22 protein-coding genes, 1 pseudogene and 1 riboswitch are annotated in these 22,860 nt (G+C 43.7%); of the genes and pseudogenes, 1 reads left to right on the forward strand and 22 read right to left on the reverse strand.

What is annotated here, in order from left to right:
* Positions 1–129 precede the first annotated feature (129 nt).
* Entirely contained in the window at positions 130–1,650 is a 1,521-nt protein-coding gene (gene cls, locus CEQ75_RS17150; RefSeq protein ID WP_089612688.1) for a cardiolipin synthase, read from the forward strand.
* 137 nt (positions 1,651–1,787) lie between these two features.
* Here cls and ligA read toward each other — a convergent pair whose 3' ends face one another.
* From ligA to CEQ75_RS17255, 22 genes and pseudogenes are all read right to left on the reverse strand, one after another.
* Positions 1,788–3,785: an NAD-dependent DNA ligase LigA gene (gene ligA / locus CEQ75_RS17155; RefSeq protein ID WP_089612249.1), complete on the reverse strand. Its 1,998-nt coding sequence runs from the start codon at positions 3,783–3,785 to the stop codon at positions 1,788–1,790.
* Positions 3,786–3,817: 32 nt separating this feature from the next.
* Positions 3,818–5,977, reverse strand: coding sequence for a DNA helicase PcrA (gene pcrA / locus CEQ75_RS17160; protein WP_089612250.1), 2,160 nt, complete (start codon positions 5,975–5,977; stop codon positions 3,818–3,820).
* A 153-nt stretch (positions 5,978–6,130) separates the two neighbouring features.
* The gene (gene hisE / locus CEQ75_RS17165) at positions 6,131–6,424 is read right to left on the reverse strand and encodes a phosphoribosyl-ATP diphosphatase (RefSeq protein ID WP_476700543.1); all 294 of its coding nucleotides are present in this window, start codon (positions 6,422–6,424) and stop codon (positions 6,131–6,133) included.
* A 24-nt stretch (positions 6,425–6,448) separates the two neighbouring features.
* A complete protein-coding gene (mobA, locus tag CEQ75_RS17170; RefSeq protein ID WP_198306588.1) occupies positions 6,449–7,102 on the reverse strand; it encodes a molybdenum cofactor guanylyltransferase in 654 nt (217 codons plus the stop codon).
* A 40-nt stretch (positions 7,103–7,142) separates the two neighbouring features.
* On the reverse strand, positions 7,143–7,583 hold the full coding sequence (locus CEQ75_RS17175) for an MOSC domain-containing protein (protein WP_089612253.1): 441 nt from the start codon (positions 7,581–7,583) through the stop codon (positions 7,143–7,145).
* Positions 7,584–7,635: 52 nt separating this feature from the next.
* Positions 7,636–8,142 carry a molybdopterin-guanine dinucleotide biosynthesis protein B gene (gene mobB / locus CEQ75_RS17180; protein WP_089612254.1) on the reverse strand — a complete coding sequence of 169 codons (507 nt, stop codon included), beginning with the start codon at positions 8,140–8,142 and terminating at the stop codon, positions 7,636–7,638.
* Positions 8,143–8,145: 3 nt separating this feature from the next.
* On the reverse strand, positions 8,146–9,108 hold the full coding sequence (gene moaA / locus CEQ75_RS17185; RefSeq protein ID WP_089612255.1) for a GTP 3',8-cyclase MoaA: 963 nt from the start codon (positions 9,106–9,108) through the stop codon (positions 8,146–8,148).
* A gap of 52 nt (positions 9,109–9,160) precedes the next feature.
* Positions 9,161–10,381, reverse strand: a complete 1,221-nt coding sequence (locus CEQ75_RS17190; RefSeq protein ID WP_089612256.1) for a molybdopterin molybdotransferase MoeA — start codon at positions 10,379–10,381, stop codon at positions 9,161–9,163.
* A gap of 100 nt (positions 10,382–10,481) precedes the next feature.
* Positions 10,482–10,612: riboswitch (molybdenum cofactor riboswitch) on the reverse strand.
* A 305-nt stretch (positions 10,613–10,917) separates the two neighbouring features.
* On the reverse strand, positions 10,918–11,151 hold the full coding sequence (locus CEQ75_RS17195; protein WP_089612257.1) for a hypothetical protein: 234 nt from the start codon (positions 11,149–11,151) through the stop codon (positions 10,918–10,920).
* Entirely contained in the window at positions 11,127–11,402 is a 276-nt protein-coding gene (locus CEQ75_RS17200; protein ID WP_089612258.1) for a phage holin family protein, read from the reverse strand. The genes CEQ75_RS17195 and CEQ75_RS17200 overlap by 25 nt, the downstream gene beginning before the upstream one ends.
* A gap of 4 nt (positions 11,403–11,406) precedes the next feature.
* On the reverse strand, positions 11,407–11,694 hold the full coding sequence (locus CEQ75_RS17205) for a hypothetical protein (protein ID WP_089612689.1): 288 nt from the start codon (positions 11,692–11,694) through the stop codon (positions 11,407–11,409).
* A 270-nt stretch (positions 11,695–11,964) separates the two neighbouring features.
* On the reverse strand, positions 11,965–13,110 hold the full coding sequence (locus CEQ75_RS17210) for an aminotransferase class V-fold PLP-dependent enzyme (protein ID WP_089612259.1): 1,146 nt from the start codon (positions 13,108–13,110) through the stop codon (positions 11,965–11,967).
* Positions 13,111–13,164: 54 nt separating this feature from the next.
* Positions 13,165–13,983, reverse strand: a complete 819-nt coding sequence (gene fdhD / locus CEQ75_RS17215) for a formate dehydrogenase accessory sulfurtransferase FdhD (RefSeq protein ID WP_089612260.1) — start codon at positions 13,981–13,983, stop codon at positions 13,165–13,167.
* Between the two features lie 229 nt (positions 13,984–14,212).
* Positions 14,213–14,611, reverse strand: coding sequence for a phosphoribosyl-AMP cyclohydrolase (gene hisI, locus CEQ75_RS19105; protein WP_242965496.1), 399 nt, complete (start codon positions 14,609–14,611; stop codon positions 14,213–14,215).
* Positions 14,591–15,343 (reverse strand): annotated as a pseudogene (hisF, locus tag CEQ75_RS17220) (imidazole glycerol phosphate synthase subunit HisF); the annotation flags it as partial. The gene hisI and the pseudogene hisF, both read right to left, overlap by 21 nt.
* Positions 15,343–16,077, reverse strand: a complete 735-nt coding sequence (hisA, locus tag CEQ75_RS17225; RefSeq protein ID WP_089612262.1) for a 1-(5-phosphoribosyl)-5-[(5-phosphoribosylamino)methylideneamino]imidazole-4-carboxamide isomerase — start codon at positions 16,075–16,077, stop codon at positions 15,343–15,345. The pseudogene hisF and the gene hisA, both read right to left, overlap by 1 nt.
* Complete coding sequence (gene hisH, locus CEQ75_RS17230) at positions 16,055–16,690, reverse strand: imidazole glycerol phosphate synthase subunit HisH (RefSeq protein ID WP_089612263.1); 636 nt, start codon at positions 16,688–16,690, stop codon at positions 16,055–16,057. Before hisH ends, hisA begins: the two co-directional genes overlap by 23 nt.
* 18 nt (positions 16,691–16,708) lie before the next feature.
* The gene (gene hisB / locus CEQ75_RS17235; protein WP_089612690.1) at positions 16,709–17,293 is read right to left on the reverse strand and encodes an imidazoleglycerol-phosphate dehydratase HisB; all 585 of its coding nucleotides are present in this window, start codon (positions 17,291–17,293) and stop codon (positions 16,709–16,711) included.
* 5 nt (positions 17,294–17,298) lie between these two features.
* Positions 17,299–18,582, reverse strand: a complete 1,284-nt coding sequence (gene hisD / locus CEQ75_RS17240; RefSeq protein ID WP_420828426.1) for a histidinol dehydrogenase — start codon at positions 18,580–18,582, stop codon at positions 17,299–17,301.
* Positions 18,560–19,291, reverse strand: coding sequence for an ATP phosphoribosyltransferase (hisG, locus tag CEQ75_RS17245; protein ID WP_276538686.1), 732 nt, complete (start codon positions 19,289–19,291; stop codon positions 18,560–18,562). Before hisG ends, hisD begins: the two co-directional genes overlap by 23 nt.
* A 19-nt stretch (positions 19,292–19,310) precedes the next feature.
* Positions 19,311–20,447, reverse strand: coding sequence for an ATP phosphoribosyltransferase regulatory subunit (hisZ, locus tag CEQ75_RS17250; RefSeq protein WP_089612265.1), 1,137 nt, complete (start codon positions 20,445–20,447; stop codon positions 19,311–19,313).
* A 242-nt stretch (positions 20,448–20,689) separates the two neighbouring features.
* Positions 20,690–22,858: a TIGR03986 family type III CRISPR-associated RAMP protein gene (locus tag CEQ75_RS17255; protein WP_089612266.1), complete on the reverse strand. Its 2,169-nt coding sequence runs from the start codon at positions 22,856–22,858 to the stop codon at positions 20,690–20,692.
* Between the last annotated feature and the right edge of the window lie 2 nt (positions 22,859–22,860).

Consider the following 22,860-nt stretch of genomic DNA (forward strand, 5'->3'; position numbering starts at 1 on the left):
ATTGAAAAGGTGTGCAATAAAGAGTAGACATTATGACGGAAATAGATAAAATATATTAAGGAAGAGTTATTTGTGCTTTATTTGCAGAGAAATTCAAGGAGGACATGGGTCGTGCAACAAAAAAATTGGATGCGTAAACTTTTTAGAACCCGTTTCTTGGTGGCTTTTTTCATTTTGCTGCAGTTGATTGTGATCACCGTCATGATTACCGGGTCAGTGGAACGCTATGCAATAATCTATCCTATTTTAACCCTGGTCAGCGTTATAGTTGTTTTGCACATCATGAACAAAAAAAGCAAACCTGCTTATAAGCTATTGTGGGTGATTCAAATTGCCCTTTTCCCCATCTTTGGCAGTCTGTTCTACCTTTTGTCTCAGTTCCAGTCCTCCAATAGAAAATTGAAAAACCTGTTAGCGGACGTAGAACAAGGCATCAATCCATTGTTCATCCAAGATGAAGAAACTCTTAAGAGAATTCATACTGTAAGTAAGGATCATCTCCCTCAGATTAATTATTTGCAAGGTTTTGTCGGGTTTCCCGTTTATCAAAATACCCAGGCTGAATATCTTCCCACAGGGGAAGAAACTCACGCACGCATGCTGGAAGAGCTGGACAAAGCAGAAAAATTCATCTTTATGGAATATTTTATTATTAAAGAAGGCGTGATGTGGAACTCCATTTTGGATATTTTGCAGAAGAAGGTCCAGCAAGGCGTTGAAGTACGGGTCATGTATGACGACATGGGCTGTTTTCTTAAATTGCCAATTGATTTTCATAAGGTTCTGGAAGGAATGGGCATTCAATGCGTGGTCTTCAACCCCTTCCGGCCTGTTCTATCCACTTTGCAAAATAACCGGGACCATCGAAAGATTACTGTGATTGATGGAAAAACTGCTTTTACCGGAGGAATTAACCTTGCCGATGAATATATCAACGAAATTGATCTCCACGGCCATTGGAAGGACAACGGGATTATGGTGCAAGGGGCTGCCGTTTGGAGCTTTACCCTGATGTTTCTTCATATGTGGAACCTCAGCAAAGAAACTACAGAAGACTATACGAAATATCGTGCCGATGGCATGATGTCTATGGATAGTAAATCAGACGGTTTTTTCCTGCCTTATGGAGATTCTCCTTTGGATACGGAAAATGTAGGAGAGCACATTTATCTGCAAATGATTAATAATGCCAAGAGGTATCTCTATATCTGCACACCTTATTTGATTGTCGATGATGACATGATCTCCGCATTATCTTTAGCAGCTAAAAGCGGCGTAGATGTACGCATCATTACACCCCATCGCCATGATCGCTGGTTTGTCCATCACACTACCCGCTCATATTACCGGGAACTGATCAGCTCCGGTGTTCGCATTTACGAATACACTGATGGGTTTATTCATTCAAAAACCTTTATCTCAGATGATAGTACCGCTACGGTAGGCACGATTAATCTTGATTTCAGGAGTCTTTACCTCCATTTTGAATGTGGTCTATGGATTCATAAAAGTGGAGTGCTGAAGGATATCTTAAAGGATTTTCTTGATACCTTGGAAAGCTGCCATGAAGTCACTAGGGAGGAATGTGACTTCAACATAGCGTTGCGTCTTATGCAAGACGTCTTTAGAATCTTTGCCCCCCTGATGTAACCATATGATCCTGAGTGAACTCGTTCAGCTAAAGCTGAACATCGGGGCTTCAGATGGGGAATCTACCCCACCTGAAGTAAAATAAGAACTCCCACTTATAGAAGTGGGAGTCTTGGAATTTGATCAATAGAGCAAACTTATTTATCTGCATGGATCAGCTGCAACAATTCTTCTTCATTAAGAAGGGGAATATTTAAGGCCAATGCCTTATCATATTTGGAACCGGGATCTTCTCCCACTACCACATAGTCTGTATTCTTGCTTACACTGCCGGAGACCTTGCCGCCCCTTTCCTCAATCAGATTCTGGGCGTCCTTTCGGGACAAGGTAGGTAAAGTTCCGGTGATAACGAAGGTTTTCTCGGTGAGGTTTCCTTTTGGGGACATTTTTTCAGCGGTCATATTTACCCCCGCTTCTTTTAACTTTTCCAGGATGCGCAGATTCTGTTCCTGTCGAAAATACATGGTAATGCTTTGGGCAATCTTGGCGCCGATTTCCGGAATTTTTATTAAGGTTTCTTCTGATGCAGCACCTAAATCCTCCAGAGAACTAAAGTGCTGGGCCAGGATTTTTCCCGTTCGTGTGCCCACAAAACGAATGCCCAGGGCAAAGATCAATTGGGCCAGGGTATTATTCTTGCTCTTTTCCAAAGCAGTTAAAAGGTTACGGGCAGATTTTTCCCCTAAGCGATCTAATTTTTCCAATTGCTCCTGAGACAGATAATAAAGATCGGCCGCGTCATGCACCAAACCCGATGCTAACAACTGGGCCAGAACCTTCGGCCCCATACCGTCAATATCCATGGCATCCCGGGAAACAAAATGAATTAAGGTTTCCCGAAGCTGTGCGGGACAAGCTCCTCCCGTACACCGGGAGGCGACTTCATCGTCTAAGCGCACCACCTGGGAACCGCATTCCGGGCATTTTTCCGGCATGACAAAGGGTGTTTCTGCTCCGGTCCGTTTATCTTTCACCACCTGGATTACCTCAGGAATAATATCCCCCGCCTTATGTATAACCACATTATCACCGATCATAATATCTTTTTCTTTGATATTATCTTCATTGTGCAGGGTGGCACGGCTGACGGTGCTGCCGGCCAAACGCACCGGTTTTAAGAGTGCGGTAGGCGTTAGGACGCCGGTACGCCCCACCCGGATGATAATATCCTGCACCTGAGTTTCTGCTTCCTCCGCCGGAAATTTATAGGCGATCGCCCAGCGGGGCGCTTTGGAGGTTGCCCCCAGTGCCCGGCGCTGCTCCAGATCATTTACCTTAACCACCATGCCGTCAATTTCATAAGGTAACCGGTGGCGCTTTTCCGTCCACTGCTCAATGTAATCAATCACCTCTTGCATGCTGCCGGATAAATATCTTTCCTTATTCACCAAGAAACCCTGCTCCGCCAGATAATCTAGGGCTTGGCTATGACTATTTATTTCTTTCCCTTCCACATGGATCAGATCATAAACAAAAACCTGCAGCTGACGGGAGGCAGCAATTTGAGGACTTAATTGGCGCAACGAGCCGGCAGCGGCATTGCGGGGATTGGCAAAAACGGCTTCCCCCCCTTCATCCCGCTCCTCATTTAACCTTAGGAAAGCTTTTTTGGGCATAAAAGCTTCTCCCCGCACCATTAAGGAAGGGACCGGCTCCGATAAACTTAATGGGACGGTGACAATGGTTTTCAAGTTTTGGGTAATATCTTCCCCTGTGGTCCCATCCCCCCTGGTAGCTCCCGTGACCAAAAAACCGTCCTCATAACGCAGAGCTACGGTAAGGCCGTCAATCTTCAGTTCCACCACGTATTCCACCTGGTCACCCACTGCTTGCACCACTCGTTGGTGAAAAACTTTCAAATCAGCTGCGCTAAAAGCATTGCCCAAAGAAAGCAGGGGTTCAGGATGGTGCACCGTCTGAAACCCGGTTAATGGCTTGCCTCCCACTCTTTGCGTAGGAGAGTCGGGAGCAGCCAGTTGAGGATATTCACTTTCCAATCTCATTAACTCTTTCAGCAGCCGATCATAGGCTGCATCAGAGATTTCAGGCCGATCCAATTCGTAATAGGCCTGATTATGATATTGAATCTCTTTTTTCAGTTGATCTGCTCTGGCACTTGCCGTCGAAAAATCCATTCCAGACACCTCTTATTTTTAATCAGGTGATGCTAAATCTTTTTTATCGGAGCATATTTAATCATAAAACCCTTAATCCCCTGTTCCGGAAAAGCAACGCTGATTTCCATATCTTCCCCGGATCCGCTGGTTTTTACTATCACACCCACGCCAAATTTGGCATGCTGCACCTTATCCCCCAAATTCATCAAACTCTCAGCCTTGCCGGGAGCAGATAAAATAGCTTTTTGGTTTCCGGAGGTAGGACGATCCCCGGTACCACGGTCCCCGGTACCGTCATCCATCAGTTCCACGGGGATTTCTTTAAGAAAGCGTGACTCACCATTATACTGACTTTTTCCCCAAAGCATGCGGTGATAGGAACGGCTGATATATAATCTTTCCTTAGCTCGGGTCATCCCTACATAACATAGACGCCGTTCTTCCTCCATCTCCTCTTCATCCAACATGGCTCGGCCATGAGGGAAAACTCCTTCCTCCAGTCCCACCAAAAAAACCACGGGAAACTCCAGCCCCTTGGCCGTATGCAGCGTCATCATGGTCACGGCGGCGTCTTCCTCCCGCAAAGAATCCAAATCTGTGGACAAGGATATTTGTGCTAAAAAATTCTCTAAAGTAGGTTCTTCCGCTGTTTGGTCAAATTCAGCTGTTACAGAAAGAAATTCCTGTAAATTCTCCAGACGGCTCTCTCCTTCCGGAGATTTATCTTCCTTTAAAGCATTAATATAGCCGGTGCGCTGCCATAATTCCTCTGCTAATGGGGTTAAAAACAAGTGGTTTTTCTTCTCCATCAAAGTTTTCATGAAATCATAAAACCCTTGCAAGGCATGGATGGCGCGGGCGGATAAACCTGGAATCTCTATTAATTCTCCTAAGGCAGCGAAGGCAGTGATCCCTTTCATGGCGGCATAGCTTTCTACCTTTTCCCAGCTGGCTAATCCAATCCCCCTTTTCGGTTCATTAATAATCCGGGCCAGACTCACCCCATCGTCAGGATTAGAAAGCACCTTCAAATAAGCCATGGTATCCTTAATTTCTTTCCGATCATAAAACTTAATCCCTCCATAAATCCGGTAAGGGATTTTGTACTTGATAAAAGCATCTTCCAAGGCACGAGACTGGGCATGGGTGCGGTACAGAACCACACAGTCCTGATAGCTGATGCCCTCCTGTACATGCAGACCATAGGCTGTTTCGGCCACAAAAGCCCCCTCGGCCCTTTCATCCTCCGTCACCCGGTAAACAATTTTGGCCCCTGCCCCCTGGTCCGTCCAAAGGTTTTTTTCTTTTCGCTCCATATTATGGCAAATAACGGCATTAGCAGCATTAAGAATGTTTTGCGTAGAACGGTAATTTTGTTCCAGACGAATAACCTGAGCATTTTGGTAATCTTGTTCAAAATCCAGAATGTTTTGAATATCCGCTCCCCGCCAACGGTAGATGGATTGATCGGGATCACCTACGACACACAGATTTTCGTGACCTTCCGCCAGCATCTGAATCAGACGATACTGACTGTGGTTGGTGTCTTGATATTCATCCACCAGAATGTAGCAGAACTTATGCCGGTAGTATCTAAGAACCTCCGGTTTCTTGCTGAAAAGCTCCACTGTTTTCATAATGAGATCATCAAAATCCAAAGCATTGTTTTCCGTGAGCTTCCTCTGATACAGTTTATATACATCCGCCGCCTTAGTTTCAAAAAAATCTCCTGCCATCTGGCCGAATTTTTCCGGGTTCCAGCATTTATTTTTTGCGTTGCTGATAGCTGCTGCCATACCCCGAGGTGTGAATTTCTTTTCATCAATATTTAATTCTTTTAAGCATTTTTTAATTAAGAGCTGCTGATCACTATCATCATAGATCACAAAATTGCGATGAAATCCTAAATGGTGGATGTCCTGACGCAAGATGCGGACGCAAGTGGCATGAAAGGTACCAATCCACATACGCCGGCTGCTGTTTCCCACCAATTTTTCAATGCGCTCCCGCATTTCCCGGGCAGCTTTATTCGTAAACGTAATTGCCAGTATTTGAGCAGGATCGACACCTTTTTCTTCAATTAAGTACGCCACGCGATGAACTAAAACTCTTGTTTTCCCCGACCCTGCACCGGCCATAATCAACAAAGGGCCTTCTGTACATCTAACGGCTTCCTGCTGTTGGGGATTCAGTGATGTTAACAAATCCATAGTATCCTCCTCAGAATCTATCTCCAGGTAACTTAAAAAACCAGCCCTTTGAGGCCGGCTTCTTATGATTCTACCTAATCCAAGCAACGACATTAGTTACCGTAAGCTTTTGCAATCCTGCAATTTGATTTAAAAAACCTACCTTGTCTATTCTTACCTTCTGCCTTCCAACTCCTGAGCAATTTCATCCAACTCTATTCCATGATAGGCAAAAAGCACCAGTAGATGGTATAGCAGGTCGGCACTTTCGTAAATCACCTCGGCCTGATCATCATTCTTTGAACCGATAATAACTTCAGCCGTTTCTTCCCCCACCTTTTTTAAAATCTTGTCCTGTCCCTTTTCAAATAAATAAGTGGTATAAGATCCTTCCGGCCGCTCCTCTTTGCGCTCCAAAATCACCTGATAAACCTCTTTTAAAATCTTACCTAGTTTAGTATCACTCATGCTCATCCCTCCTGCTTCTATCTATTATAGCACCTTTTTTTGATCAGAAGCTTCTTTATGAAAAAAACTTTTCCTATTGTCTTTTAGGTTTTCCTGCCTCATTAAAGCCTGATAATCCTCCGGGGTGTTCACATTATAAAAAAGATGCTTCATATTGCCGGATGCACTTAATTCTTTTTCATTAATTTCTAAGACCTTCACTTCAGGATAAAAATGAAACGCCGCTACGGCATGATCAGATGCACGGAGATATTTTTCCATCACGGGAAGGCAATTCTTGGAATAGAGAGCACAAAGAGGTTCCCAGTAACCAAAGGGTTTCGGTACTACCACATCGTAGTCCGGCGCCCTTTCAGCAAGATAGGTCACCAATTTTCCTTGAAACAAAGGCATGTCAGAGGATACAACAAAAGCATATTCATTCATGGCAGCTGTCAGCCCGGCATGGACACCGGCTAAAGGGCCTTTACCGGGATAGATGTCCACCACTTCCGTGATCCCGGGAAATTGATATTTATTGCTGTGATTACTGGCGATAATGATTTCGTCTGTAACATCTTTTAATTCTTTGATCATATGCCCAATCAATGTCTCATTATTAAAAGTCATCAGGGTTTTGTCCTGCCCCATGCGCCGACTTTTACCTCCTGCAAGAATAACACCGCTTACCTTCATCATCCAACCCCCCATCAGAAAACTTGGCTTATGCCAAGCCGAACTATAATCTTTCTACCAGCTCAATGGGATCCCCATCTTTTACTTCCCCTGCCTGTAGAATTTTGATAAAAATCCCTTCTTTAGGCATCACACAATCACCGGCTTGATAGTAGATAGCACATTTATTATGGCATTCCTTACCAATTTGGGTGACTTCCCCGATAGCTTCTTTCCCCACCCGAATCTTGGTACCAACAGGCAGGGATACTAAATCGATCCCTTTCGTCGTCAGGTTTTCTGCAAAATCTCCCGGATTAACATCCAGACCTTGGGCACGCATTTTATCGATACTTTCAATGGCTAAAAGACTTACCTGGCGATGCCAGGGCCCTCCATGGGCATCTCCTTCCAGCCCAAAATCAACTAATAGACGGCCTATTGGTATTCTCTTTTTGCGCTCTCCTTTTTTTTCACTGGAGCACACAGCGACAATTTCCCCCATGAAAATCCTCCTAAAGATTTATTACGATTTATCAAGATTTATCTTTTCAAAATCATTTTTTATTTCTAAAAGTACGGATATATTTTTCAATTTCTGAGGCCACACCAACAGCATCATCAATCTGATAACAGGGTACCCCAATCTCCCAAGGAATATCACTGGCAATGGCCAATAGTTCCCCGGTCGGGCAGAGAAGCTTTTGATGAGCTTCAGATCGAAAAACTTCAATCTTCGGTTTTTTTCCTTGACTATATCCTTCGGTGATAATAATATCTACGGGTGAAATACGTTCAATGACTTCATCCAGGGTCAATTCCTGTTCCCGTTTTTCGATGATGGCCATCTTTTCAGGTGATGAAATCGCGACGATATCTGCCCCTGCTTGTCCGTGCCGCCAGGTATCTTTTCCCGGATGGTCAATCTCAAAACGGTGAGCGTCATGCTTGATGATCGCCAGTTTGATCCCTTTTAATTTTAATTCCCGAATTACCTTTTCCAGTAAGGTTGTTTTACCGGACTCCGATTTTCCCACAAAAGAAATTACCGGAATGCTTGTCATCAATTATCCCCCTATTTCATTCATATTTCTTGCCACCGGAATATAATCATGCTTCAGAATATGGTGTTGCACAGGTTTTCCATAGATGCCGTCCATCAGGAATTGCTCCAAATGGTCTTCATCGTAATCTCGGATATCCAATTCCACATCATCGTGCAGACAAGGCTTTAGCTTGCCGTCTGCCGTAATGCGCACCCGATTGCAATCGTGGCAAAAATGGTTGCTTAAAGGGCTGATAAGGCCTACCTTCCCTTTACTGTCAGGCAGTTTAAAAAGACGGGCGACACCGATCTTACCTTTAGTGGGCAGCGGAATTAACTGGGGCACACGATGCAATATTTCTTCCCCCGTCAAAAAATGACTTTTATCCCAATCGCTTGCTTCCCCCAAAGGCATGAGTTCAATGAAGCGAACCTCAAAGTTCTCATCCTTGGTCAAATTGACAAAATCAACAATTTCTTCATCATTGAAACCCCCGATCAGCACCACATTGATTTTTATCGGGGATAGCCCGGCTTTCTGAGCAGCTTCAATCCCTTTTAAAGCTTGGGTCAGATCACCGCCTCTGGTAATTTTATGATATTTCACCGGATCTAAAGTATCCAAACTGATATTCACTCGATTTAATCCCGCTTTTTTGAGATCAGCGGCATATTGCTCCAGCAGCAACCCGTTGGTGGTCATGGCTAAGTCCTCCAGCCCCTTGAATTTTAGCTTGGATATTCTAGAAACCAAATCAATAATGCCCCTGCGCACCAAAGGCTCCCCGCCGGTCAGCCTGATTTTCTTGATGCCAATATTCACCGCCGCCTGGGCAATCTTCTCAATGGTTTCAATGCGCATAATTTCATCATGGCGTTTTTTCTTTACACCCTGAGCCGGCATACAATATTGGCATTTCAGATTACATAAATCAGTCACAGATATCCTTAAATAATTGATTTCCCGACCATAGTTGTCAATCATTCTGGCTCCCCCCGTTTACCTATGCCACGAAGTCCATTTCCTTCATGTTCTCTTATGATTGAATCAAATAAGCACTTAACTTTTGTCCGGAGTCAAGAGGTCCGCTTCCTGCCGGAATATCCGCCAAGAGATTACTTCCCACCATAGAACTTAGTACCCCATTACCTTGTTCACCTGAAATATCTAAAAATAATTTCCCGCCGTTGAAAGTCAGCCTGCCTCGTAAAAATCTGCGGCTCGAGCTCTGTTTATGAAAGTTTTGCTTTAGCGCCACTTCCAGTTTTTCATGGAGATAGTTTTGCTGCCCGGCCATCTTTTTTATAGAAGGCATGCCCAATAATTGGAATATCACCATGGCTGATGCCGGATTTCCCGACAAACCCAATAAAATTTTCCCGTCCTTGACAGCTGCCGCTGTAGGCGAACCCGGCTTCATTTTCACCTTCCAGTATAAGGTTTCCGCCCCAATCAGCGGATAGGCATCCTTTACCACATCATAATCACCTACCGAAACCCCTCCGGTAGAAATAACCATATCTGCCTGAGCCAGTCCCTGCCGCATCAGATCTGCTATATCTTCCACCCGATCCCTGGCCAAGCCCAGCATAATCGGTTCTGCCCCTATTTCTTTGATATAGCCCATTAAGGTGTAACTATTGCTGTTCCGTATTTTCCCCGGAGCCAGTTGTTCGGAAACATCCATAAGTTCATCTCCGCTGCTAAACACAGCGATTCTGGGCTTGCGGTAAACAGGAATATTTGCGAATCCCAAAGATGCCATCAGCCCAATCATGGGAGGAGAAATGCTCAGGCCTTTTTGAGCGAAGACGGTTCCTTTTCGGATATCTTCCCCAGCGGGAACAATATTCTCTCCTGATTTGCCACCATGAAAAACGGTAACGTAGTTTTCTTTAGATACCGTCTTCTCAAAAGGAACCACCAGATCAGCACCCTCAGGTATGGCAGCACCAGTCAGAATCTTTGCCCCCTGACCAGCACGAATCTTATGCTGAGGCGCATGACCTGCCGGAATTTCTTCAATCACTTCGATCGTAACCGGATGTTCCTTCGTTGCTGTTGCCGTATCCGCTGCCCGAAAAGCAAAGCCGTCATAAGGTGAACGATCAAAGGGAGGGATGTTTTCCTGAGCTGTTAAATCCTCCCCCAGAATCCGTCCCAGGGCATCATTCAATGGACACATTTCTACTTCTGTGGGATGGGAATAGGCCAGTAATTGTTCCAATGCTTCTTCTAAAGAAATATTTGTTTTCAATTCGTTACCTCCAAGTTAACTTCCTTACATGTCCAAGGGTTAAAGAGTATAAAAAAAGCCTGCAATGAAATGCAGACAATTATCCCGGTTTTTTTAAAAAATCGGATATCATGCATCTCCTTCGCAATCAGCAAGCAAAAGCATTTCTGCCCTTACTCTGTGGATCTAAATCCAGGCCTGATATCCATAGCAGGTGCCTTAGGATCGTCAGGCTCGGAGCATAAGTTTTTAATTATTTTTAATTGGATCTGATACTTTATTGGTTCTTAAATTATACCTCAATCCGTGTCAAGATTTCAATAGGCACATCCCAGAATAAAATCAAAAGGAGTCCAGCGAAAAATATCTTTCGTTGCACTCCTTCTGATTTTTCCGGAAAATATTTGTCCGATAACTAACTGCCACTAATACCCCCGCTTCTGAAAGCGATGGGATAAGTGGCACTAAGTTCCTGGATAACGATTTCTAAGCATCTGATGGAGTAAAAACTCCTCCTGATGCCAAGAACTCTGTTTATCAATATTGAGGGATAATGGTTACAAATTGTTTCTCACCATATTGATAAACTTTCTAAGGGCGGCATAACCGATTCCTGTCAAAACTATTGAAATACTTCTTGTTTTGGCAGCAACCGCTCCCGCGGCAAAACTTCCCATGGTTAAAGGCCACATATTATCAGGCCAGACTTCCTTGAAATTAACATTAGCAGCAGATAAGCGCAGTTGTTCCTTAGCTTCCTCCACGCTTAGGACAGTTTTTTCTTGCCCCACAAGAACAACCCCCCTCCCATGATCAAAGCTACAGCTGCCATGAGAAAAGCAACAAGAAAACGCGGCATTAAGAGACTAAGCCCTAAATAAATGCCCCACACACCAAAAAGCAATGCCACCAAGCATAAAACGCCTGCTGCAATGAACATTACCAGAGCAATAGCTGTGTTTATTGCTCTTCCTTGCAGAAGAGTAAATTCCGCTTCAATAAGATTTGTTACCTGAATTAAGAATTCTGCAATACTGTTCATAGCTTTACTTCCTTTTTAGTAGTTTTACCACCAAGAAACCTAAACCAAAAGCCACCAGTAATGTGATAACCGGATGTTGTCTTACAGCATCTGTGCTCTTATCAACAGCCTTTTTGCTGTAATCCTCTGCTTTTTTTAATAATACTTCTCCGCCTTCAATAGGCTTCTGGGATAATTCTTTTAACAACTTACTCCCTTGTTCCAAGGTAACTTCCAGAAAAGCTTTAACTTCCGATAAATCCCAAGATGTCCCTTGATTTTCTGTATTCGTTGCCTGCTTTTGTTCTTCCATTCGTTTCACTCCTTTCCTTTCTATATTATATATTTTTTCGCTATCCATCTGTTTTTTCCTCTTATTCTGAAAGAAATATTTAATAAACATCTGCTTTTATCTCATTATATCATAATCTCATATTTTACAAATGATATAAATTAGTGATAATCCCATGATTTGGTTCTTTTTATGATCATGACTTTAATATAAAAGAGCTGATTTTTATTCAGGTGCGTAACCGTTAAAATCAGCTCTTCACTATTGAAATATTTATTTGAGATCAATTTATTATGCTCGATTGGCAGCAATGGCAGAAATAGCCTCCAAAGCAACATCTACCTCCTCAAAAGTGTTAAAGTATCCTAAACTAAGCCGCACCGTACCCTGAGGGAATGTCCCCATGGTACGATGGGCATCCGGTGCGCAGTGCAGACCTGGTCTGGCCGCAATGTTGAAAACTTTGTCCAGAATAAAGGATACCTCCCCAGGTTCTTTATTCCCAATATTAAAAGAAACTAATGGAGCCCTGTCCTTGCCAAGCTCAGGCCCAAACAATGAAATATTTGGCATACTTTCCAGACCACCTAATAATCTCTCTGTCAATACCCTTTCCTGCTCACGAATCTCAGCTAATCCAATTTGCAATATAAAGCGAATCCCTGCTCCTAATCCTGCAAGACCCGGGGTGTTAAGGGTTCCGCTCTCATATCGTTCCGGACACGCCTCGGGCTGCAAAGAAGGTTCCGAATTTCCCCCGGTCCCTCCTTCTTTCAAAGGCGTAAGACTGAGACCATCCCGAATATACAATCCCCCTGTTCCTTGCGGTCCCAAAAGGCCTTTATGTCCGGTAAAAGCCAGCAAATCTATGTCCATGGCCTGAACATCAATAGGGAAAGAGCCCGCTGTTTGGGCGGCATCTACCATCAATAAAACTCCCTTTTCCCGTGCCAATTTACCAATGGCATCAATGGGATGCAAAACCCCGGTCACATTTGAGGCGTGACTGAGTATAATCAGACGGGTATTTGATTGTATCGCTGCAGCTACCTGGTGGGGATCCAGTCCCAGTGAGATAGAAGTTGTCAGCTTGGTAACCTTAATCCCCTTTTCTTCCATTGTCGCTAAAGGGCGGGTCACAGAATTATGTTCTAAAGAACTGGTAATAACGTGATCTCCTGGATGTAAAATTCCTTTTAGTCCTAAGTTAAGCCCTTCTGTAGCGTTGCAAGTAAAAACCACACGTTCCGGATTGGGAATATTAAATAATTGAGCAACCAAGCTGCGGGTTTCCCAAACAATCTGTCCCGCCATCAATGACATATGATGGCCTGAACGGCTGGGATTGGCTCCTTTTTTTCGCAGGCATTGATCTACCGCCTGATACACAGCCTCCGGTTTAGGCCATGATGTTGCTGCATTGTCAAAATAAATCATTTTCTTAAACCACCTATATAATCTATATAATCTAAAATGGGAGAAGATCAGCCCTTAAGAAGATAGCTGATCAGAAACAAGAATTCTTTCGGGATGGGTATACACGTTCATGCGCTTATTTCTGGCGAAGCCAATGACAGTAATACCTAATTCTTCCGCCAAATTAATGGCCAATTCCGTAGGAGCAGACACCCCAATTAAAATCGGACAGCCCATTTTTCCGGTCTTGATTAAAATCTCGGATGAAATTCGTCCGCTGAAAACGATTGCTTTTTGAGTAAGATCAATCCCGTTAAGAAAAGCATGGCCATAAAGCTTATCTAATACGTTATGGCGTCCAATATCAAAGACATAGGAATCCAGTTGTCCGTGAGATGCGAAAGCACCGCTATGCACTCCCCCCGTTTGATGGAAGAGTTCTGAATTGCTTTCCAGAAGATTAATGTAGTGACTTACATCTCGCGAAGTAATCTTGAGGGCACTGGTGATCTCTTTCGTCAATCGGGCATCATTGGCAAAATAAAAGGAAGTCTTTCCTTTGCCGCAGCAGGAAGTAATATATCGCTTGAGGAACAATGTTTCCCCCAACACACTCCCCCCGGTTGTCTCCACCCACATGAGGCCCTTTTCCTGGTCTAATGAAGTTTTTACCAACTGATCCGGAGTTTGAATCATCCCTTCCGAGGAGAGAAAACCTGCGATCAGCTCTTTTTCCTGTCCGGGGGAACAAACCATGGTAGTAAATTCCTGGTCGTTGACATAGACTGTCAATGCTTTTTCCACCACAACCAATTCCCTTTCCGTTTTCTGGTCGGTGCCTTCAATCTTAATGACCGTTATTTCTACTGTTGCCCCAGGTGAATGATCTGCCATTTTATGAGCCCCCTATGCCATCCTAAATATAAAGAAAAAGGAAGTAACATTAACTTTCTGCAACTTCCTAAATATAATTTGTTTGATGATACCGGTTTAATGCTTACTTCCACAAGGACGGAAAAAGTTCCTGCCATCAGTTTAAAAAATAAGGTCACATCATCATAATCATTGTGTACAGTTATTTCTATTTCAATACATAATCTAAACCTGCGTCGAATCCCTTAGGTTAAAGATTGAGCAGAGGCCTCTGATCTTTGATCCCCAGATCCACTTGATGATGAAAACAACTAAATTCCCCGGTATGGCAGGCAACACCGGTTTGGTCCACCTTAATCAGCAAAGTATCGCCGTCACAATCATAAAACAATTCCTTGACCCGTTGAAAATGGCCGGAAGTTTCTCCTTTTTTCCATAGTTGCTGCCGGCTGCGGCTATAAAACCAGGTATATCCGGAGACAAAGGTTAAAAGGAGGGAGGATTGATTCATCCAGGCAACCATCAACACCTGGCCGGATTTTTCATCTTGAATAACCGCCGGGATCAATCCCCGGTCATCAAATTTTAAGAATTGTGTAAAGTCAGGTAAGGAAGGAATTTCTGCCGGACGCACATTAATGCCCTGCATCTGGAGAAAGGTTTTGGCTTCCTTAATACTAACCTCACCAAAATGGAAAATAGAAGCCGCCAAAACAGCACTGGATCCGCCGATGGTGAGACCATCTGCCAAATGGCGCAGATTGCCTGCCCCGCCTGAAGCAATGACAGGAATCTGCACTGCCTCGGAGACGGCTTTGACCAAAGGAAGATCATAGCCGTCTTTCGTTCCGTCCCGGTCCATACTGGTAAGGAGGATTTCCCCGGCTCCTAAAGCTTCCACCTTTTTTGCCCATGACAAGACATCCAGGCCTGTGGCCTCCCGACCGCCCTTAACATAAACCTCCCAGTGCCCCTCATCCTGCTGCCGGGCATCTATCGCCACCACAATACATTGGGAGCCGAATTGTTTCGCTCCTTCCTCGATGAGGGATGGGGTTTCTACCGCCGAGGTATTCAGGGAAATCTTATCTGCTCCGGCAGTAAGAATCTGTCTGATATCTTCGATGGTTCTTAGTCCTCCGCCCACGGTAAAGGGTATGGTCACCTCTTCTGCTGTACGTTTCACCAAATCTAACATAATATCCCGGCCTTCGGAAGAGGCTGTGATATCGAGAAAAATCAGTTCATCAGCACCGGATTGGTCATAAAACTGCGCCAATTCCACCGGATCTCCTGTATCCCGCAGATTAACGAAATTCGTTCCCTTGACTACCCTTCCCCCGGTCACGTCTAAACATGGAATAATCCGTTTTGCCAACATTATCCTTCCTCCCCTCTGCCGATTTTAATAGCTTCCTTCAGATCCACCTTGCCCGCATACAAAGCTTTGCCCATGATGACGCCTACAATCCCCGGCTCTTTCAGCTGCCGGATCTTTCTGATATCCTCGATGGTGGATACCCCTCCCGATACAATGACTTCTAAATCACAAGTTCGGGCTAATTCTGCCGAGGATGCCAGATTAGGTCCCTGCAAGGTCCCGTCTCTGCGGGTATCCGTGAATACCACCTGGGTGATCCCCAGGGATCGGATTTCATGGCCCAGCTCCAAATACGTTTTACCTACGGTTTCTGCCCAGCCTTCAATGGCTACCTGGCCGTTTTTACTGTCAATGCCCACCATGATTTGACCGCCATACTTCTCAACACTTTTTTGCACCAGGTCCAGATTGGAAATCGCTGCCGTGCCCAATATTACCCGGCTAACCCCCAGATCCAGAAGCTGATCAATGGAGTCCATGGTACGGATACCTCCACCCAGCTGAACAGGGATTTTAATACCTTGGACGATCTTTTTAATGACATCAAAATTTACCATTTGACCGGAAAAAGCTCCGTCCAAATCCACCACATGAAGCCTTTCGGCACCCGCTTGTTCAAAGGTTTGGGCCATGCCTGCCGGATCGTCGGAATAAATCGTTTCCTGATCAAGTCTTCCTTCAATTAATCGCACACACTTGCCACCTCTGAGATCAATGGCCGGAATGACTAACATTTTCCACCAACTCTCCAAAATTCTTTAATAATTTCATCCCCCATGCGCTGCTTTTTTCCGGATGGAACTGGATGCCAAAAACGCGATCCTCTCCCACCGCAGCCGGAAAATCTATGCCATAATGGGTGACACCGCCAATGAGAGATGAATTTGCCGGTATCACATAATAAGAATGAACAAAATAAAAATAGGTATCGGAAGGAATGTTTTTCAGAAGCGGATAATCCCCTGCTTTGCGCACTTGATTCCAACCCATATGAGGGACTTTCAATTGGTCCGGCAAATGATTAAATTTAACAACCCGGCCGGGAAAAAGACCCAAACCCTGATGAATCCCATGTTCTTCCCCTTCTTCAAAAAGCAATTGCATGCCCAGACAGATCCCTAATAAGGGCTTTCCGGCCTGAACAGCCTTTTTGATCTCGGGAAGAAATCCTCTTTCCCGCAAATTTTTCATCCCCGCTTCAAATGCTCCCACACCGGGGAGAATTATCCCATCCGCCTGGGAGAGTATCTCCGGGGTACTGCTGATCACTCCATCAAATCCGGTGCGAGCTATGCCTTTTTGGACACTGGCCAGGTTTCCCATTCCATAATCAATAATGACGATCATTAATTCATCTCCCTGTTTTTACAAGATGCCTTTGCTGGAGGGAATCCCTTTCTCCAGGTTATCCCGGGCTGCAGCTTGGCGCAAAGCCCGCGCCAATGCTTTAAAGATTCCTTCGATAATATGATGACTGTTCGATCCGGAAATCTGCCGCACATGAAGGGTGATCCCTCCGGAAAAGGCAAAGGCTCTTAAAAATTCCGGAACCAGCTCCGTATCAAAATTTCCCACCTTGTCCGGAAGAGGGGCCAGATCACATACCAGATACGGGCGCCCGCTCAGATCCAAACTAACCATTATCAAAGTCTCATCCATGGGAACAAAAAAAGTACCATACCTGTTAATCCCTGCTTTATCTCCTAAGGCTTCCCGGAAAGCCTGTCCCAACACCAAACCTAAATCTTCAATACTATGATGCTCATCCACGTCTAAATCTCCGGTCATTTCCAAGGTACAATCAAATAAGCTATGCCGGCAAAATAAGGTCATCATATGATCGAAAAAGCCGATGCCCGTGCTGCCTGTCAGCTTGCCCTCACCCTCTAACTGCAGCATCAATTTGATCTGGGTTTCCGCCGTATTTCTTTCTACCATTCCTTGCCGCATCATCATCAATCCTTCATCCTTACTTGCACTGCCTGGGCATGAGCGGTCAAACCTTCTTTTTCCGCCAGTCGGATAATATGTGCTCCGTCACTTTGCAGTTTTTCCTTGGTAAAATAAATGACGCTGGTTTTTTTCATAAAGGTATCTACCGTCACCGGAGAATAGAAGCGTGCCGTCCCCCCGGTGGGCAAAATATGATTCGGTCCTGCCCAATAATCTCCCACAGGTTCAGGTGCATATGCTCCCAAAAATACCGCTCCAGCATTTTTTACCAGTCCTAAAATCTCAAAAGGTTTCTCCACCATCAACTCCAGATGCTCCGGTGCTGCCAAATTGGCAATCTCCATGGATTCCTTTAAATCCGCGGTCAAGATAATCGCGCCATGATCATTGATGGATTTCTCCGCAATCTCCCGCCGGGAAAGAACCTGCAACTGTTTTTCCACTTCCTGCTGCACCTGAAGGGCTAGTTCCCCATCGGTGGTCACTAAAAGTGCTGTGGCCAGGACATCATGCTCTGCTTGGGAAAGGAGATCAGCGGCCAAAAATTCCGGTTTGGCCTTTTCATCAGCCACCACCAAAATCTCACTGGGTCCGGCCAGCATATCAATATCTACGGTGCCATAAACCATTTTTTTCGCGATGGTGACAAAGATATTGCCCGGCCCTGTGATCTTATCCACCTTTGGAATCGTATCGGTACCATAGGCTAATGCTGCAATCGCCTGAGCTCCCCCGATTTTATAAATTTTTTGGACGCCCGCTTCTTGAGCAGCCACCAAGGTATAAGGATTGAGGGTTCCGTCCTTACCCGGCGGGGTAACCATGATAATTTCTTCTACGCCGGCGACTTGAGCCGGGAGCACATTCATCATCACAGAAGAAGGATAGGATGCGGTACCTCCCGGCACATAAACCCCTACCCGTTCCAAAGGACGGTATATCTGTCCCGTGATGGAACCTTTTTCATCCGGCTCCATCCAGGAATGGGTGCGCTGCTTTTCGTGAAAACGACGGATCTGATCCATGGCCATCCGTAAAGAAAGAAGATAGTCCTCATCCACCTGGGCGTATGCAGCTTCGATCTCTGTTTTCTTAACTAAAAGATCATCCAGGGTCAGGGTGGGACAATCGAATTTTTGGGAATACTCAATTAAGGCTTGATCCCCCCGCACTTTTATGTTCTCCAGAATGTCTTCCACCAACCCACGGTAACCTTGATCTTCCACCTGTTTTTTCTCGATTAATTGGCTAAATTCCTTGCTGTTAGCATCGATTATTCTGATCACCAGACTCTGTCTCCTCCTTGGTTAATGCCCGCATTTTTTCAATTAGTTCCTGCATTCTTTCGTGTTTGATACGATAACTGACCCGATTGGCAATGAGACGGGCTGAGGCAGAAAAAATCTCTGCAATCGGCACCAAATCATTTTCCTTAAGGGTGGCACCACTGGACACAATATCGACAATCATTTCCGAAAGATTTACTTTTGGCGCCAATTCAATATTACCGTGCAGCTTAATGACTTCAACCTGGACGCCCTGGTCCCGCAAAAATACATCCGCGACACGGGGAAATTTCGTCGCAACCCGAGTATGATTGAAGTGAGAAAGGGAAACATGACCCTGTTCATCGGCCAATTCTTCAGCCCGTTTTTTGGGGATTGCTACCACAAAACGACAGGCTCCGAATTTAAGATCCACCAATTCAAAAACATCCTTATTGCTTTCCACCAGGGAGTCCTTACCCACAATCCCCAGATCTGCTGCACCATAATCTACATAGGTAGGGACGTCTGTAGGACGGCAAATAATATAATTGACATTCTCTTCCGGATATGCAAAGAAGAGTTTTCTGGAATCTGTCTCCAATGATTCCACAGGATAACCTGCTTTTTGCAAGAGCTCGATGGCATCTGTACCCAATTTTCCTTTGGGCAGAGCAATAGTTAAGGTATCTGCTTTTATTGTTTTATTTATTTCATGGGTTTCATTCATTATTTTAATTCCACCGCCTTTATAACTCAATCACTTCTTTGGCTTGGGGCAAAGTTTCCTTCTTGCTGAATGCCGTCCGCACCCTAAAACCACTCCGGCGCAATTCCTGAGCTTTTTTAATACCCGCTGCCCAATCTTGACAGATCACCAGATAGTCCAGGACATCGGAATCATGCTCCGTTTCCCCCAAGGCCAGCATCAAGCGTTCCAAGCCGATGGCAAAGCCTGTCGCCGGTGCCGGAGCACCATAATGGCTTAAAAGATCATCATACCTGCCCCCTCCTAAAATGGGTGCTCCCACTTTAGGACTATAACCTTCAAAAATAATACCACTATAGTAATCAAAATCCCGTACAATGCCAAAGTCAATAAAAACATGCTGCTCCACGCCGAAAACCTGGAGCAGACGATAAATTTCTGCCAGATTCTCCAAAGCAGCTTGAGATGTGGGGTTATTGGTGACCTTTGAGGCCTGATGAATGACGCTGATATCCCCTCTCAAAGTAGGTAAAAGTAAAATTACTTCTTTAATGTCCGATGCTGCCTGAACGCGGTTTAAGATAGTTTCTAATTTTACGTAATCTTTTTTCCATACTGCTTTGAGAACCTCCAGCTCATCCTCTTCATCCAGTTTTAACTGATCGATGATCCCTCGAAGAAAATCCCGGTGACCTAAACTGATTTGAAAATCAGCTAAGCCTGATTCCTTTAAGGTCTCCACCGCCAAGGCGATGACTTCGCCGTCCGCAGCTGCTCCCTTGGAGCCGATAAATTCCACGCCTCCTTGATAAAATTCCCGTTGCCGGCCCATTTGAATATTTTCATAGCGAAAAACCCGGGTGAGATAGAAAAACTTCAAGGGATAATCGGCCGGGGAAAAATGATTGGCCGTCATCCGGGCAATGGGTGTTGTCATATCCGTACGCAGGGCCAAAATTTGTCCTTCCCGGTCAACCAATTTGAAAAACTGATCTTCCGGGGTTTCCGCAGGACGTAAATTTTCATAGTACTCTAAAGCAGGAGTCGCCACTTCTTCATAGCCCCAGCTTAAAAATTTATTAATTAAACAGTTCTCCAGTTTCCTTTTGGCTCTGGCTTCTGCAGGGAGGAGATCTCTCATCCCTTTCGGCAATTGAAAGCTATTTTTCTCCTTCAAACCAATCTCTCCTTTATTACTTTAACGTGCTAAAGCATTAAAGTAATTCTAACATCCGTCTGCTGATACGTCAATCTTTTTTATGAGTTTTACGCAAATTTTATCATCAATCATTTTAATAATCAACGTTTTAGCGTCTCCTGGATTTCTAAAAAATCAAGGTGCTGAAGAAGTTCTAGCCGCAAGATACAAAAAGATATGTGTCTCTCATATTCTTATGGTAACTATTAACTCCTTTGGCACTAATATTCTTCTGGTGAAGGAAGTACATTCTTAAATTGCTCTAATTTCATATAATCTGTTTTTTGCAACCAATTAGTTAAAGTGGTTTTATTCCAATCTGTTAGATGACTTAATTGCCTCATCCGTGGTATATCCCATAAAGACTTAGAGGATGTTCCATCTATGTTTTTCAATATGTACTCCTCAAAGCTCTTTGTGTATTTAACTATATCGTCTTTTTCTTCTCCACGCACCCAATCTTCGTCCTTAAACAAACTTGCATATCTCGTTTTTTTATCTTTGATAACTAATGTAGGTGTAATTTTGATAGTTCCCATGCCTAATGGTTTTCCCATACCAATCTTATGATAGTGCTTTTCCGGAAAATTCAAGGCAAATAACAGTGCTCCTAACTCCACTCGTGACAAATTCTCAAACCGAATTTTTCCAGTAAAGCAGGTACCTTCTTTTACCGGTTTTATCTGGGTATGTTGGGTATCAGATTCCTTGATTTGGTCTTTTTTCTCAACCCAGTTATCATTGCTCCCATTTATATTCCGGTGCCAATACATTTTTAAGCCCCTTATCTGTGCTTCTTTGCTGTTCCAATGTACTAAAGATTTCAGTGGGGTATTAACACCTTGAGGCTGTTTCAGATAATGTTGAAAGGTAGTCGGTTTAGGTGATCCTAAGATTTTTGGCGATAATGTCCCCATCAACACATTTCTCTGACCTGGATTTAAAATAGCATCTTCAAAGAATACTCGTGAAGAAAATTGAGATTCCTTGCCAAAAATAGCTTCTGCAATATCAAATACATCTTCATTATTATGAGAGGAGGGTATTATTTCGCCAATTGTTCTTTTATAAGGTAAGCGGAACATGCCAGTATGACCAAAAGCTGTTATTTCTCCCTGTTCATCAGTGAGATAAAAGCAAGGAACACTACCACCATGTTTTTTAAGTTGATTAAGCAAATCTGCCCGTGGGTCACGATTAGCATCTTCCGTATAATTATATATCAGTTCCTCAGGGATTTGAGTGGGTTCAACATTTTCATCGGCTAAATTTATGATCCAATGCATATGCTTTTTGTCTCCAAGATTACCAGAAGATACCAAGCAACCTTTTTTTAATCCTTGTTCAGCATTAAGACTTACTCTGGTTACCTTTGCATACTTCAAATTATATGGAATTTCTTTGTTACGGCCTCTAAAATGTCGGTGTAAAGTTGGGGAAACAGCCTCAAAAAATATTTCTTTTAAACTAAACGGGTCACATGTAATCTGTGAATTTTCAAGCATTCTATTTCTGGTATTAAAATTAACACGATAGATTTGAGTATTATGAATAACCTTTGATGGTTTAATGAAATAGCTACTCTCGCTTTTTTCAAGAAAACCAGCTTTAATTTTTGGATAGAAAGAATCATTCTCATCCACCATTGAAGTACGGTAATCAAGCCCAAGCTTTGAGGTATCTGCGACAGCCCGGAAAAAGAAACGTTTTCTCCTATCCACTGGTCCTATTTTACTATAACTAATAATTTCCACAAGACTCCGAATCATGCCCCGCAGACTGCTTCCAGGAATTCTAATATTTCCACTCGGAGCAAAAAAATCAGGCTTATCGCATTTTGTTTCATCCTTGGATTCAATAAATTCATCCCTTGCCAATCCGCCTCTGATATACAAAGGAGTGATGGTTTCAACTTCTAAATTAATATGTCCCGATAACCTATCCTTACCTTTTCGAATGCACTCCTTAAGTTCGCCAGGAGAGGGAAATTCAGCTGTTACCACCTTTTCATTTAGGTCAACAAAATTGTATGGGGCTTTGGCTTCTCTCTTCTCCGTGTATTTGTACTCTTCCGAATAATTATTCTGCATTTTATTAAATGTGGAACTTTTATTATTAGATTTAAAAATTTTTTGAGTATTATCTTGATTTTTTACGATAGTATTTGGAGATAATTTTTTTGTTGAGATTGAACTATTATATTTTTTACCGTTATATTCGATTTCAGTAAGCTGACCTTTTTCAAGAGTATACTGAATTTCTTGATTATTCATATCCATAGTAACAGTAAACCAGGGTTTTATACCGATGGTTTTCCCATTTTGCATTTTAATATTTCCGATACATATACCTTTTTTACTTTTTAAAACAATAATTACTCCCTTTTCCATAC

The sequence above is a fragment of the Dehalobacterium formicoaceticum genome (genome assembly GCF_002224645.1).
Classification (GTDB): Bacteria; Bacillota; Dehalobacteriia; order Dehalobacteriales; family Dehalobacteriaceae; genus Dehalobacterium; species Dehalobacterium formicoaceticum.

Bases quoted from the DNA above. Each gene is read 5' to 3' on its own strand.
- hisB (WP_089612690.1), bottom strand. From the start codon at position 17,293: ATGCGGCAAGGAATGGTAGAAAGAAATACGGCGGAAACCCAGATCAAA.
- hisE (WP_476700543.1), bottom strand. From the start codon at position 6,424: ATGAGTGATACTAAACTAGGTAAGATTTTAAAAGAGGTTTATCAGGTG.
- CEQ75_RS17255 (WP_089612266.1), bottom strand. From the start codon at position 22,858: ATGGAAAAGGGAGTAATTATTGTTTTAAAAAGTAAAAAAGGTATATGT.
- hisG (WP_276538686.1), bottom strand. From the start codon at position 19,291: ATGAATGAAACCCATGAAATAAATAAAACAATAAAAGCAGATACCTTA.
- hisH (WP_089612263.1), bottom strand. From the start codon at position 16,690: ATGATCGTCATTATTGATTATGGAATGGGAAACCTGGCCAGTGTCCAA.
- fdhD (WP_089612260.1), bottom strand. From the start codon at position 13,983: ATGGCAGATCATTCACCTGGGGCAACAGTAGAAATAACGGTCATTAAG.
- mobB (WP_089612254.1), bottom strand. From the start codon at position 8,142: ATGACAAGCATTCCGGTAATTTCTTTTGTGGGAAAATCGGAGTCCGGT.
- CEQ75_RS17210 (WP_089612259.1), bottom strand. From the start codon at position 13,110: ATGATTTATTTTGACAATGCAGCAACATCATGGCCTAAACCGGAGGCT.
- moaA (WP_089612255.1), bottom strand. From the start codon at position 9,108: ATGATTGACAACTATGGTCGGGAAATCAATTATTTAAGGATATCTGTG.
- pcrA (WP_089612250.1), bottom strand. From the start codon at position 5,977: ATGGATTTGTTAACATCACTGAATCCCCAACAGCAGGAAGCCGTTAGA.
- mobA (WP_198306588.1), bottom strand. From the start codon at position 7,102: ATGATGAAGGTAAGCGGTGTTATTCTTGCAGGAGGTAAAAGTCGGCGC.
- CEQ75_RS17175 (WP_089612253.1), bottom strand. From the start codon at position 7,583: ATGGGGGAAATTGTCGCTGTGTGCTCCAGTGAAAAAAAAGGAGAGCGC.
- CEQ75_RS17200 (WP_089612258.1), bottom strand. From the start codon at position 11,402: ATGAACAGTATTGCAGAATTCTTAATTCAGGTAACAAATCTTATTGAA.
- hisI (WP_242965496.1), bottom strand. From the start codon at position 14,611: ATGCAGGGCATTAATGTGCGTCCGGCAGAAATTCCTTCCTTACCTGAC.
- hisA (WP_089612262.1), bottom strand. From the start codon at position 16,077: ATGTTAGTCATTCCGGCCATTGATCTCAGAGGTGGCAAGTGTGTGCGA.
- CEQ75_RS17205 (WP_089612689.1), bottom strand. From the start codon at position 11,694: ATGGAAGAACAAAAGCAGGCAACGAATACAGAAAATCAAGGGACATCT.
- cls (WP_089612688.1), top strand. From the start codon at position 130: ATGCGTAAACTTTTTAGAACCCGTTTCTTGGTGGCTTTTTTCATTTTG.
- ligA (WP_089612249.1), bottom strand. From the start codon at position 3,785: ATGGATTTTTCGACGGCAAGTGCCAGAGCAGATCAACTGAAAAAAGAG.